Here is a 12394-nt window from a genome sequence, read left to right as displayed (position 1 = left end):
CCAGGCAGATGAGCAAAGCAGGCCAGCGGCTGCCCGAGCGCGAGTACCGGCCCGGCACCGTGCAGCTGTTTTTGTACAACGCGGCCATCTGGAATGCCCACCGTATCCACTATGACCTGCCCTATGCCCAGCACAGCGAGGGGCATCCGGCGCTGCTGGTGGACGGCCCGTTGCAGGGCGATTGGCTGACCCAACTGGTGTACGACTGGATGGAAGAAGACGACGAACTGCTGAGCTTCCAGTACAGCAATCGGCGCGCCGGTTACGTCGGCGATGTGCTGACCGCCGGCGGCGAAGTCGTCGCGGTAGAGACAGGGCGAGTGATCCTGGCGCTGCGCCTGACCAATCAGGCGGGCCAGGTGATCACCCAGGGAAGCGCCAGCCTGCGCCTTGCCGGCGCTGCATGAACAGGAGCGACGACGGGCGCCATGGCCGGTACCTGTAGTGCAAACGAACCCGACCTTGCGGTCGCCAACCCGCTGCTTCCTCAATAACAACAAGAGCCCGAAAGGGCGGGGGACACCATGAGCCAAGAGCTTGCCAGACCGGCCGCGACACCGCCCAGCGCGGACGCGGCGCGCAACACCGACAACCTCTACGAGGTATGGGGCGACACCGTCGATGCCAGGCATCTGGTGCTGGCCATCATCGTCAGCGCCATCGTCAGCCTCGGTGCCTACGGGCTGGCGTTGTTGATACTCGCTGGCCTCGTAGAATCCGCGCAGATGGCCAAGGCCTACGCCATGCTGTTCGGCATTCTCGGTTGCCTGGGCGGTGGTGCGATCGGCGCCATGCTGTTCAAGCCCAAGCGCGATGTGATCGAGCACGTGGCGGATCCGGTCTTTCGCGAGCAGGTGGTGGGTGACCTGCTCAAGGAATACGGCAGCCTTGGCCGCCTCGAGGACACTTCCCCCGAGGTGGTCGCCGAACTCCACGAGCTCGGCCTCTACGAGTTGTTTCGTGATGCCCAGACCCGTGAAGAACAGGCACGCCAGCAGGGCGCTGCCGAGGCCGATGTGGATACGCGGGCATCCCTGGCGCTGAGCGGAGGGCGCTCGTGATGGAAGGCCTGCTCTACGACATACTCATGGCCCTGGCGCTTGGCCTGTTCGGCGCGGTGCTGTTCGCCGCCATCGGGCTGGTATCGGGAACCGACGAAACCACCACCCTGGCGCCGCTGACCCTGCTGGTGGTGCTGCTCGGCGCGCCGCCCGCCGGCATCCTCACCTTCTTCCTGGCCGGCGCGGTGGCCAAGCACATGACCCATGCGGTGCCCACCGCCCTGCTGGGTATTCCCGGTGACACCTCGGCGACCGCACTGATTGGTGACGCCAACCACCTGCGCCGCCTCGGTGTGCCCCACGTGGCGCTGCGCAAGATGATTTCCGGTGGCGCGGTGGCGGCCGTCATCGCGGTGCCGCTGGCGGTGCTGTTCGCCGTACTGCTGGCGCCGTTCGGCGAGGTCATCAAGCAGTTCGCCCCCTGGGTGTTCCTCTGCGCCGCCTTCACCATCGCCTATTTCTCGGCCGGGCGCTGGGCCTCGGTGCTGGCCCTGCTGCCGTTCGTCCTGGTGATCGTCGCCCTGCAGACCCTCACCGCGCAGCACGGCGTCAAGCTGGCGGTCAGCTACTTCCTCGGTATCGCCGTGGCACCGCTGATCGCCTCGCTGTTCTCGCTGTTGGCGCCAGCCGAGCGTGAACGCATGCGTCGCGACCAGTATCGGGTGTTCTCCCTGGCGCCGGACATGAAGGGCTGGCGCGGCTACTTTCCCAACCCGCTGCGGGTGATCAACAAGCGGCAGACGCGCATGACTGCCATGGCGGCGAGCGTGACCAGCGCCACCTTCGTGTTCAGCCCGGTGGCCATGACGGTGATCATGGGCGAGCTGATCGGCGCACGCATCAAGCAGGCCTACGAGCGCCTGACCACGGTGATCACCGCGCGCAACGGGGTGACCGAATCGACCTACATCGCCGAGGCGCTGATCCCGCTGATCGCCTTCGGCCTGCCGCTCAGCCCGGTGGCCGCCGGGCCGGCCGCGCCGCTGTTCAACGCGCCGCCACGCTTCAGCGTCGACAGCGCCAGCGGCGAGGTCAACAACCTGCACAACCTGCTGAACAACTGGGAGTTCCTCGGCTACGGCATGCTGGCGGTGGTGGTCGCCATCCTCGTCGCCTATCCATTCACCATGAACTTCGCCCACCAGGCCGCGTCCTTCGTGGCGCGCAGGATCAGCCACGAAGCGGTGATCGCCACCTTCATCGGCCTGGTGCTGGTGGTGGGGATCTGGGAAGGCGGCCTGCTCGGCCTGCTGGTGATCGTCACCGTCGGCCTGCTCGGCGGCTTTCTGGGGCGCTTTCTGGGCTTCAACATCGGCGTGCAGTTCATGGGCTACTACACGGCGGTGCTCAGCGTTCCCGCGTTGGTCGCGCTGTTGAACTGAGGCCCTAGGCTGGAGCGGCAGCTGGCGTCGAGACGGTTGCCGCTGTTCAGAGTACCGTCAGGCCCAGTCCGGCCAGCAGCATCGAGGCCTGCGCCCGCGAGATGATCGCCCCCTTGAACAGCTTGGCGTCCACCAGGCGCAGCCCGTCCAGGCTGGCCTCGCGCAGGTCGGCCTGGTCGAAGCGGGCATCGTTGACCCGTGCCAGGGACAGGCTGCCGCCGTCCAGGAAGACCGCTTTGCGGAAGTCGCAATGGCTCAGGTCGGCCTCGGCGAAATCCAGGCTGCGCAGCTCGCTCTTGTAGAAGGACATTCCCGAGAGACAGGCGCTGCGCAGCACGCAGTCGTCGAAGCTGATGCCCAGGGAGGCGCTGTCGGCGAAGTTGGCGCCGGTGAGCTTGCAGCCTGTGAATGACGCTTGGGCCAGCTTGCTGCGTTGCCACTTGCTGTTGTTGAGGTCGCAGCGCGAAAAATCGGCGTCCACCAGCGTGGCCGAGACGAACACCGCCTCGGCCGCGCGGCAGCCGAGCCACTGGCTGCCGTCCAGCTTGGCAGCGGTGAGGTCGCTGCTGGCGAACAGGCAGCGTTCGAAGCGCGCGTTGCGCAAGTCCAGTCGCGATAGATCCCGAGCGCTGAAATCGACGCCGCTGAACGCCAGCGGACCGGGCCGGGAGGCGATCAGCTCGGCCAGATCGCAGCCTTCCATCTGCTCCTGGTCGATAAGGAAACGGTCACTTTCGTTGGGCATTGGTTTCTCCGTGAGGGTCGATTGCAAGCCCTGCGCCACAGGCCGCCGACGAGCAGGCCTGGCGAAGGGCAGGTGAGAGAGGGTTGGGAGACCGGCAGCGTACGGGGCTGTCGTATCGCCGTATACCTCAGCGGTTTGCCAGGCTGCCCGGGGCGTGTTTCCAGCCACCGCCCAGGGCCCGGAACAGATCGGCCAGGGCGAATTGCCGCTCGGTGCTGATCTGGATCAGGCTGGTCTGGTCGTTGAAGGCGCTGCGCTGCGCGTCGAGGTAACGCAGGTGGTCGTCCACGCCGCCTCTGTAGCGCGCCTCGGCCAGGCTTTCCGCGGCCCGGCTGGAGTCGGCCAGCGCACGCCGCGCGGCTTCCTCGCGGCGCAGCGTGTCGGTGGCGGCCAGGGCGTCGGCGACTTCCCGGAAGGCGGTCTGGATGGTGCCTTCGTAATCCGCCACCGCAGCGTCCTGGCGGACTTCGGCGAGGTCCAGGTTGGCGCGGTTGCGGCCTCCTGCGAAAATCGGCAGCGACAGGCTCGGCGCGAAGCTCCAGGCCCGCGAGCCGCCCTCGAACAGCCCCGACAGTTCGGTGCTGGAACTGCCCACCGAGCCAGTCAGGGTGATGCGCGGGAAGAACGCCGCACGGGCGGCACCGATATCGGCATTGCGCGCCTTGAGGCGATGCTCGCGGGCCAGAATGTCCGGGCGCCGCTCGATCAGTGCCGAGGTGGTGCCTGGGGCGATGTCCTGCAGCACCATCAGGTTCTTGCGTGGTCCGGCGGGCAGCAAACGCTCCACGTCCTGCGTGCCGAGCAGCAGCACCAGGGCGTTATCCGCCTGGCGCAGCTGGCGCTCGGTACTTTCCCGCTCGGCCTTGGCCTGTTCGGCCAGGCCGACCGCTTCCTGATAGTCCAGCGCCGTGGCGGTTCCGGCTTCGCGGCGTCTGCTCACCAGGTCCAGGGAGGCCAGTCGGCTGTCCAGGGTCTGTTCGACCAACGCCATGCGGCGCAATGCGCCGTCGCGGGTCAGGTAGGCCTGGATCACTTCGGCGATCAGGCTGATCTGCGTGGCGCGGGTCGCTTCCTCGGTGGCCAGGTAGGTTTCCAGGGCCGCCTCGGAAAGATTGCGCACGCGGCCGAACAGGTCGACTTCGTACTCTGCCAGGCCCAGGCCAACCTGATAGACGCTCGTCACCTCGGAGCGTCCGGTCTGCGACTGATCGGCGGGCAAGCGCTGGCGGTTGCCGGTGGCGTTGGCGTTGATCGACGGCAGGCGGTCGGCGCGCTGGATACGATACTGGGCGCGCGCCGCCTCGATATCCAGCAGCGCCTGGCGCAGGCTGCGGTTGTTGCTCAGGGCGGTGTTCACCGCACGGCGCAGGTCGGCATCGACGATGAAGGTCTGCCAGTCCAGCGCGTCGGCGCGGGTGCCGGCCGTGCTCGCGGCCGTCCATTGCTCGGCGACCGGTGCATCAGGGCGCTCGTAATGAGGGGCCAGGGAGCAGCCGCCGAGGGTGATGGCCAGGGCCAGCAGGGCGGGGCGCAGCATGATGTGGGAAGTCATGGCATTACTCCGCTTTATGCAGGGGGTGATTGTCGGTCTGCTTCGGCTTGGTGCGCAGCAGCGAAAGCAGCCAGACGAAGAAGATCGGCACGAAGATCACCCCGAGCAAGGTTGCGCTGAACATGCCGCCAAGTACCCCGGTACCGATGGCGCGCTGGCTGGCAGCGCCGGCGCCGCTCGCGATCACCAGGGGGACCACGCCGAGCATGAAGGCCATGGAGGTCATGATGATCGGCCGGAAGCGCAGGCGTGCGGCTTCGATGGCGGCATCGCGCAGGGAATAACCGTCTTCCCACAGATCCTTGGCGAACTCGACGATGAGGATGGCGTTTTTCGCCGCCAGGCCGATCACGGTGATCAGGCCGACCTTGAAGTACACGTCGTTGGGCAGGCCGATGGCCGTCACCGCAAGTACCGCGCCGAGGGCGCCGACCGGCACGATGAGCATCACCGTCAGCGGAATCGCCCAGCTCTCGTAGAGGGCGACCAGCAGCAGGAACACCACCACGATGGCCAGGGCGAAGAGCATCACCGCCTGACCGCTGGCGACCTTCTCCTGGTAGGACAGGCCCGTCCATTCGTAGCCGATGCCCTCCGGCAGTTCGCCGGCGATACGCTCCAGCTCGGCCATGGCCTCGCCGGTGCTGACGCCCGGGGCGGCGTCGCCGGAAATGCGGATCGACGGGTAGCCGTTGTAACGGGCCACCTGGGTCGGACCTTCTTCCCACTGGGTGGTCACGAAGGCGCTCAGTGGCACCAGGCTGCCGCTGTCGTTGGGTACGTGCAGCTTGAGCACGCTGTCCGGTGTCATCCGTGCGCCTTGCTCGGCCTGCACGACGACGCGTTGCTGGCGGCCGGCGTTGGCGAAATCGTTGATCACCGATGAGCCGAACGCGGTGGACAGCGCACTGCTGATCGACTCGAAGGCGACGCCCTGGGCACGTGCCTGATCGCGGTCGATGACCAGACGCAACTGCGGCGCTTCGGGCAGGCCCTCCATCATCCCGTAGAGGAACAGCGGATTGCCGTTGACCTTGCCCAGCACTTCGTCACGGGCTGCGAGCAGCGCTTCACGGCCAAGGCCGCCGCGGTCCTGCAGGCGCAGGGAGAAACCACCCGAGTTGCCCAGCCCTTCGATAGGTGGCGGTGGCACGGCCATCATGGCGCCGTCGTCGAGGTTGGCGAAGCGCCCGTTGACCGCAGCGGTCTCGGTTTGCACGGATTGCTCGTCGTTTCGTTCGGACCAGTCCTTGAGCAGCGGGAAGGCGATGGCGGCATTCTCGCCCATGCCCGAAAAGCTGAAGCCCAGCACCACGAACGAGGTGGCCACGGCCTCGCGGGTGGCGAGGAATTCCTCCAGCTCCCTGGCGGTCGCCGAGGTACGCTCGCGGGTGGCCCCCGGCGGCAGCTGGATATCGACGATCATGTAGCCCTGGTCTTCTACCGGCACGAAGGATTCCGGCAGGCGCAGGTAGAAGAAACCCATCAGAATCACGATGCCCAGATAAACGAGCATGAAGCGCCCGGCGCGCGGCACCAGCTTGCTGTTGAGCTTCGTGTAACGCCCCGTCAGCCCGGTGAACTTGCGGTTGAACCAGCCGAAGAAGCCGGTCTTCTCGTGATGACCCTGGGGAATCGGTTTGAGCAGGGTGGCGCACAGTGCCGGGGTGAAGGTCAGGGCGAGGAAACCCGAGAACAGGATCGACACCGCCAGCGACAGCGAGAACTGCTGGTAGATCACGCCCACCGAGCCGGCCATGAAGGCCAGTGGCAGGAACACCGCCGACAGCACCAGGGTGATGCCGAGGATCGCTCCGGACACCTGGCCCATCGCCTTGATGGTCGCCGGCAGGGGCTCCAGGCCTTCTTCGGCCATGATCCGTTCGACGTTTTCCACCACCACGATGGCATCGTCCACCAGAATGCCGATGGCCAGCACCATGCCGAACATGGTCATCATGTTCACCGAGAAGCCGAGCAGGTACATGAAGGTCAGCGTACCGAGCAGGCACACCGGCACCACGATCCCCGGAATCAGGGTGTAACGCACGTTCTGCAGGAACAGGAACATCACCAGGAACACCAGCACCATGGCTTCGATCAGGGTCATGATGACCTTGTCGATGGCCACGTCGACGAACCGCGAGGTGTCGTACGGCGTGGAAAACTGCACGTTGTCCGGAAAGTTGACCGACAGCTCGGTGAGGCGCTGCTTGACCGCTTCGGCAGTCTGGATGGCGTTGGCGCCCGGCGCCAGTTGCACGGCGGCGGCAACCGCCGGCTTGCCGTCCTGGCGTGAGCCGAAGTTGTAGTCCTGGCTACCGACTTCGATACGTGCCACGTCGCCCAGGGTCAGCCGCGAGCCGTCCTGGTTGGCGCGCAGCACGATGGCGGCGAACTCTTCCGGATTATCCAGAGTGCCCTTGACCGCCAGGGTCGCGGTCAGCTCCTGCTCCGCCGTACCCGGCGTGCTGCCGAAGGCGCCCGCCGGTACCTGTACGTTCTGGGCGCGAATGGCGTTGTTGACGTCGTCGATCGACAGGCCGTAACCGACCAGTTTCTGCGGGTCGATCCACACGCGCATGGCGGCTTCGGAGGCGAAGAACTGCAGCTTGCCGACGCCCGGCACACGGCGGATCTCGTTGTTGATGTTGCGCGCCGCATAGTCCGCCAGTGCCGTGGTGTCGTCGTTGGCGCTGCCGTCCTTGTAGCTCAGCGCGTAGATCAGCAGAAAGCCGGCAGTGGCCTGCTCGGTCTGGATGCCCAGGGTGAGAACGGCTTGCGGCATGCGAGCTTCGGCCTTCTTCAGGCGGTTCTGCACGTCGACCTGGGCCAACTCGGGATCGGTGCCGGGCTGGAAGGTCACGGTGATTTCAGCGATACCGTTGGCGTTGCTGGTGGACTCGAAGTACAGCAGGTTCTTCGCACCGTTGAGCTCTTCTTCGATCACGCTGGTGACCGAGTCGGTCAGCACCTGTGCCGAAGCGCCCGGGTAGGTCGCGGTGACGGTGATCTGTGGCGGCGCCACGTTGGGGTATTGCGCCACCGGCAGAAAGGGGATGGCCAGCAACCCGGCCATGGTGATGAACAGGGCGACTACCCAGGCGAAGTTAGGGCGCCGGATGAAAAACAAGGACATGTCGTTGCTCCGGCTTATTGCGCCTGGGGAGTGTTGTCGTTCTGCGCTTCAGCGCCCGGCTGGCGTGGTATGACCTTGGCGCCCGCTCGGATCGAGGTCAGGGAGCTGGTGATGATCTGCTCGCCGGCTTTCAGCCCTTCGGTGATCTGCCAGCGTGCGCCCTGCATGGCCCCGGTGGTGACCGGGCGCGCTTGCACGGTGTTCTCGGCGCCGAGCAGCATCACGCTGGCCTTGCCGTCCGCCGAGCGCTGCACGGCGCGCTGGGGCACCAGAATGGCCTGCTGGTCGAGCCCTTGGGGGGTACGCACGCGCACGTACATGCCCGGCAGCAACACGCCATTCGGGTTGTCGAAGCGCCCACGCAGGGCGATCTGGCCGGTACTGCGGTCCACCGAGATATCGGTGAACAGCAGGGTACCTTTGCTCTCGATATCGGTGCCGTCGACCCGCAGTGACAGCGTTTTGTCGCCGTCACCGGATACCTTGCCGTCGGCGATGGCGGCGCGCAGGCGCAAGGCATCGGCGGCCGGCTGGGTGAAGTCGGCGTACACCGGGTCGAGTTGCTGGATGCGTGCGAGCAGGGTGGTTTCGCCCTGGCCGACCAGGGCGCCCTCGGTGACTTGCGCGCGCCCGATACGCCCGGCGATGGGCGCACGCACCTGGGCATAACCCATGTCCAGCTTGGCAGTTTCCACGTTGGCCTGAGCCGAGCGCTTGTCGGCCTGAGCGCTTTGCAGGGCCGCGCGGGCGACGTCGAAGTCCTGCTGGCTGACCGCGTCGATCTTCACCAGCGGCTCGTAGCGCTTGACCGTGGCCTGGGCCTGGAACAGCTGCGCTTCGGCGCGGGCCAGTTCGCCCTGGGCGCGGGACAGTGCGGCCTTGAAGGGGGCTGGGTCGATCTGGAACAGCAGGTCGCCGGCCTTGACGTCGGCGCCTTCCTCGAAGGTGCGCTTGAGCACGATACCGGCGACCCGGGCGCGCACTTCGGCGACGCGCACCGGTTCGATACGGCCCGGTAGTTCGGCGACCACGGTGAACGGCTCGGTCTTGACGGTGAGCACCTCGACTTCGCGTGGCGGCGCTTCCCCCCAGCCTTGCTCGCCTTTGTCACAGCCGGCGAGGCTGATCGCGACCAAAAGGCTTATCGCCGAAAACACACAACGTTCGCGAATCCTGCTCATGCTTCACCTGGGGCGCTGCCCATTATTAGTTAGTTCTCGAAAGGCGCGAATGATCATCCGATAATGCAAATGAGTCAATATTGACTCATTTGCATTTTTTGTGACTAAAATTGACCGTCATTTTGAAGAAAAAGGTTTTTCCTGCACAATGGCGCGCCTTTGCCGATGGCCTAACGAAGACTGGATTGATGGATAGACCCGCTGCTGAAGAGAAACTGCTCAAGGCCCTGGCGGTCGCCATCGTCGAGCACCCACGCGGCACCTTCAAGGAAATAGCCCAGGCTGCCGGTGTGAGCAAAGCAACCTTGAATCGTTTCTGTGGAACCCGTGACCACCTGATCGACATGCTCTTCGATTATGGCTCGCTGGTCATGGGCCAGGTCATCGCCGACGCCGACCTGCAGCAGGCCCCACCGCGCGAGGCGCTGCAGCGTCTGGTAGACGGGCACCTGGCCCACCGTGAACTGCTGGTGTTTCTGATCTTCCAGTGGCGGCCGGACTCCCTGGACGAATGCGGCGACGACCCGCGATGGCTGCCCTACACCAACGCCCTGGACAGGTTCTTCCTGCGTGGGCAGCGGGAAAGCGTGTTTCGCATCGACATCGGTGCGCCGGTGTTGACCGAGTTGTTCGCCTCGCTGCTGTTCGGCCTGGTGGACGGCGAGCGGCGTGGAAGGGTGGCACGGTCCGGCATGGCCGCCTCGTTGATGCAGTTCTTCATGCACGGGGCCGCCGCACCCTGAGTGCAGCGACGTGGCGGTCGCATGACGAGCGTTTCGCGCATAAGATAATGCGAACAACGCGGCAGGCGGGTTGCCCCAGGCCGGATTACGCACAGGGATGCTGCGCCTCGCGGAGAAACCAAGCATGAATGTACAAGTGATCGAGCGTGACGGTGAGCCGGAGTACGCCGTGCTGCCCTGGGCCGAGTACCTGGCGCTGCTTCAGGCCGCCGGCAAGCCCGTCGCCGCGGCACCGCCGCCGCCCGTCGCCGATGCGCCCCAGCCGCTCGCGCAGCTGCTGCAATTGCGCGAGAACAAGGGGTTGAGCCGCGATGAGCTGGCCCGTGCGGTGGGCATCAGCCCGCATTACCTGAGCATGATCGAGCGTGGCGAGCGGCAACCCGATGCGGCGATCCTGCGTGCCCTGGCCTGGGTGCTTGGCATCTCCGGCTGGGAGGCGCATGCATGAGCGTGCGCATCAGTCGTGGGCATTGGCAGGCGCTGCTGATCGCTCTCGACGATGCCCGTCGGCAGCGCCATTTGCTGACTTACCGCGCGTTGATCGAACGCCTGGCGCTGCCCGCGCCGGCCATGCAGACCCTGGCCGCCGCCCTGGAACACCTGGCGGCGCTGGATGCGCGCGCTGATCGCCCGCTGCGCAGTGCGTTGGTGATCAGCCAGGGCGCCAGTCGACTGCCGCGCACCGGTTTCTTCGAATGCGTCACCCGCCTGGGGCGCTTCGACGGTGCCTCCGACGGTGTGGCCGCCGCCTCCTGGCACGCCGCCGAAGTGGCCCGGGTGTTCGAGTTCGACTACCCCGCGGAGCCCTGAGCGCGCGCGCCCTGTAGGGTGTGCGTATCGATCACGTGCAGGCTGTAACCGGGTATCGCCTTGGCATGGCGCTTGGCTTCCGAGGCCAGGCCGGCCAGCTCGCTGGCGTCCAGCAGCGCGCAGTGTTGCGGATGCAGATGAACCACACCGAGCGACAGCGACAACAGTGCAAACTCCTCCCGTTGCCCCTGGCGGTTGTGGCTGACGAAACAGCCGGCATCCAGATGCTCGTCCAGGTAGAAACGCCGGCATTGGCCCTGGAAGTCCTCCTGCAGCCGGTTCAGGCGCACACGCCAGTCCTTCGAGCCGAACACCAGCAGGAAGTCGTCGCCACCGATATGACCGACGAAGTCGCGTGTCGGGTCGATCCGCTCGTTCAGGCAATGCGCCAGGCACAGCAGCACCTCATCGCCCTTGGCGTAGCCATAGAGGTCGTTGAAGGGTTTGAAACTGTCGATATCGACGTAGCAGATCACCGCTTCACGGCTCTGCTGCAACAGCCGGGTCAGGCACTGCTGGATCGGCACGTTGCCGGGAAGCAGGGTCAACGGGTTGGCGTAACGGGCCTGCTGGATCTTCAGTTCGGTGATCAGCTTGAGGACGTCGATCACCCGGCCCAGCCCCAGGTAGCGACCGTCCACGGTTATCACGAAATCCTCTTCGATACGCTGGCGCGCGCGGCTGGTCAGCAGGCGGCTGACGGTCTGCAGCGACTGGCCGATCTCCACGGCGAGAAAGTCGTTGCTCATCAGGCGGCTGATCGGCTTGCGGGCGAACAGTTCGGTAGCGAAGGGTTTGAGCAGCACCTCCGCCAGTGAATGGCGATGCACGATGCCCGCCGGGCGTTGCTGCTCGTCCAGTACCGCCAGCGAGTTGAGGTTGGCCTGGACCCGGAAGGCTTCGAGCACTTCGGCGGTGGACGTGTCGATGGACACGGCCGGATGCTCGTTGATCAGGGCGGTGAGGTCGCTGCCTTCCTCGCCGAGGGAGGTCGGCGGCGTGCCCTCTGCCGGCAGCAGTGCACGGGCATCTGTCGGCGGCTGATCCTGGGGGCGACAGAGCAGGTAGCCCTGTAGCAGGTCCACGCCCATTTCGCAGAGCACGGCGAGTTCTTCCTCGAGTTCGATGCCTTCGGCGATCACTTGGGCACGAGAGGCCTTGGCCATCTGCAGGATGGAGCCGACGAACTCGCGCTTGACCGCATCCTGATGGATGCCGTCGATGAAATGGCGGTCGATCTTCACGTAGTCGGGGCGCAGCTCCGACCACAGGCGCAGGCTCGAGTAGCCGGCGCCGAGGTCGTCCAGGGCGATGGAAAAGCCCATGTCGCGGTAGTGGTGCAGGGCGGTGTCGAGCAGGTTGAAGTCATCGGTGGGGGACTGCTCCGTCAGCTCGATCACCACCCGGTTCGGCGCAATGCCATAGGCCTGCAACAACTGCAGCGTTCGCCCCGGCTGATGGCGGGCGTCGAGCAGCAAATCCGGCGATACGTTGAGAAACAGCAGGCCGCCCAGGTTCAACTCGCTGAAGCGGCGGCAGGCATTCTTGCGGCAAGCCAGTTCCAGCTCGTTGAGCAGGGCGGTCTGGCGTGCGGCGGCGAACAGGGTGATCGGTGAGTGCAGCGGGCTGTTGGACGGGCCGCGGGTGAGTGCTTCATAGCCAAGAATGCGCCGCTCGGAGAGCGACACGATGGGCTGAAACAGGCTATGCAGGTCGCCGTGCGCGAGGATCTGGCCCAGCGCGCTCAATTGCTCGGTGACGGTCATGGCAGGTCTCTGTGC

General features: G+C 65.8%; 11 protein-coding genes. 6 read left to right on the top strand and 5 right to left on the bottom strand.

Features of this window, described 5'->3' with window-relative positions; translation table 11 throughout:
• Positions 1-8: 8 nt before the first annotated feature.
• From BLR94_RS01725 to BLR94_RS01715, 3 genes are all read left to right on the top strand, one after another.
• Positions 9-407, top strand: a complete 399-nt coding sequence (locus BLR94_RS01725; RefSeq protein ID WP_208601321.1) for a hotdog family protein — start codon at positions 9-11, stop codon at positions 405-407.
• Positions 408-524: 117 nt separating this feature from the next.
• Positions 525-1061 (top strand): hypothetical protein, encoded by a 537-nt coding sequence (locus tag BLR94_RS01720; protein ID WP_090423640.1) that lies wholly within the window; start codon positions 525-527, stop codon positions 1059-1061.
• Positions 1061-2443: a tripartite tricarboxylate transporter permease gene (locus BLR94_RS01715; protein ID WP_084305663.1), complete on the top strand. Its 1383-nt coding sequence runs from the start codon at positions 1061-1063 to the stop codon at positions 2441-2443. Before BLR94_RS01720 ends, BLR94_RS01715 begins: the two co-directional genes overlap by 1 nt.
• A 46-nt stretch (positions 2444-2489) precedes the next feature.
• Here BLR94_RS01715 and BLR94_RS01710 read toward each other — a convergent pair whose 3' ends face one another.
• From BLR94_RS01710 to BLR94_RS01695, 4 genes are all read right to left on the bottom strand, one after another.
• On the bottom strand, positions 2490-3188 hold the full coding sequence (locus BLR94_RS01710) for a pentapeptide repeat-containing protein (protein WP_084305661.1): 699 nt from the start codon (positions 3186-3188) through the stop codon (positions 2490-2492).
• Between the two features lie 127 nt (positions 3189-3315).
• On the bottom strand, positions 3316-4740 hold the full coding sequence (locus BLR94_RS01705; protein ID WP_084305659.1) for an efflux transporter outer membrane subunit: 1425 nt from the start codon (positions 4738-4740) through the stop codon (positions 3316-3318).
• A 4-nt stretch (positions 4741-4744) separates the two neighbouring features.
• Positions 4745-7879: an efflux RND transporter permease subunit gene (locus BLR94_RS01700; protein ID WP_084305657.1), complete on the bottom strand. Its 3135-nt coding sequence runs from the start codon at positions 7877-7879 to the stop codon at positions 4745-4747.
• Between the two features lie 14 nt (positions 7880-7893).
• Entirely contained in the window at positions 7894-9060 is a 1167-nt protein-coding gene (locus BLR94_RS01695) for an efflux RND transporter periplasmic adaptor subunit (RefSeq protein ID WP_084305655.1), read from the bottom strand.
• Between the two features lie 188 nt (positions 9061-9248).
• Between BLR94_RS01695 and BLR94_RS01690 the strand changes: the two genes are divergently transcribed.
• The 3 genes from BLR94_RS01690 to BLR94_RS01680 all read left to right on the top strand — a co-directional run bounded on the left by BLR94_RS01690 (position 9249) and on the right by BLR94_RS01680 (position 10613).
• A complete protein-coding gene (locus BLR94_RS01690) occupies positions 9249-9803 on the top strand; it encodes a TetR/AcrR family transcriptional regulator (RefSeq protein ID WP_084305653.1) in 555 nt (184 codons plus the stop codon).
• Between the two features lie 124 nt (positions 9804-9927).
• Complete coding sequence (locus tag BLR94_RS01685) at positions 9928-10251, top strand: helix-turn-helix domain-containing protein (RefSeq protein ID WP_084305810.1); 324 nt, start codon at positions 9928-9930, stop codon at positions 10249-10251.
• Complete coding sequence (locus BLR94_RS01680; protein ID WP_084305652.1) at positions 10248-10613, top strand: hypothetical protein; 366 nt, start codon at positions 10248-10250, stop codon at positions 10611-10613. The genes BLR94_RS01685 and BLR94_RS01680 overlap by 4 nt, the downstream gene beginning before the upstream one ends.
• Here BLR94_RS01680 and BLR94_RS01675 read toward each other — a convergent pair.
• Positions 10595-12379, bottom strand: coding sequence for a bifunctional diguanylate cyclase/phosphodiesterase (locus BLR94_RS01675; RefSeq protein WP_084305650.1), 1785 nt, complete (start codon positions 12377-12379; stop codon positions 10595-10597). The genes BLR94_RS01680 and BLR94_RS01675 overlap by 19 nt on opposite strands.
• Positions 12380-12394 lie beyond the last annotated feature (15 nt).

It is taken from the genome of Phytopseudomonas flavescens (assembly GCF_900100535.1).
Taxonomy (GTDB): Bacteria; Pseudomonadota; Gammaproteobacteria; order Pseudomonadales; family Pseudomonadaceae; genus Aquipseudomonas; species Aquipseudomonas flavescens.
This window is presented reverse-complemented; position numbering and strand designations above follow the sequence as displayed.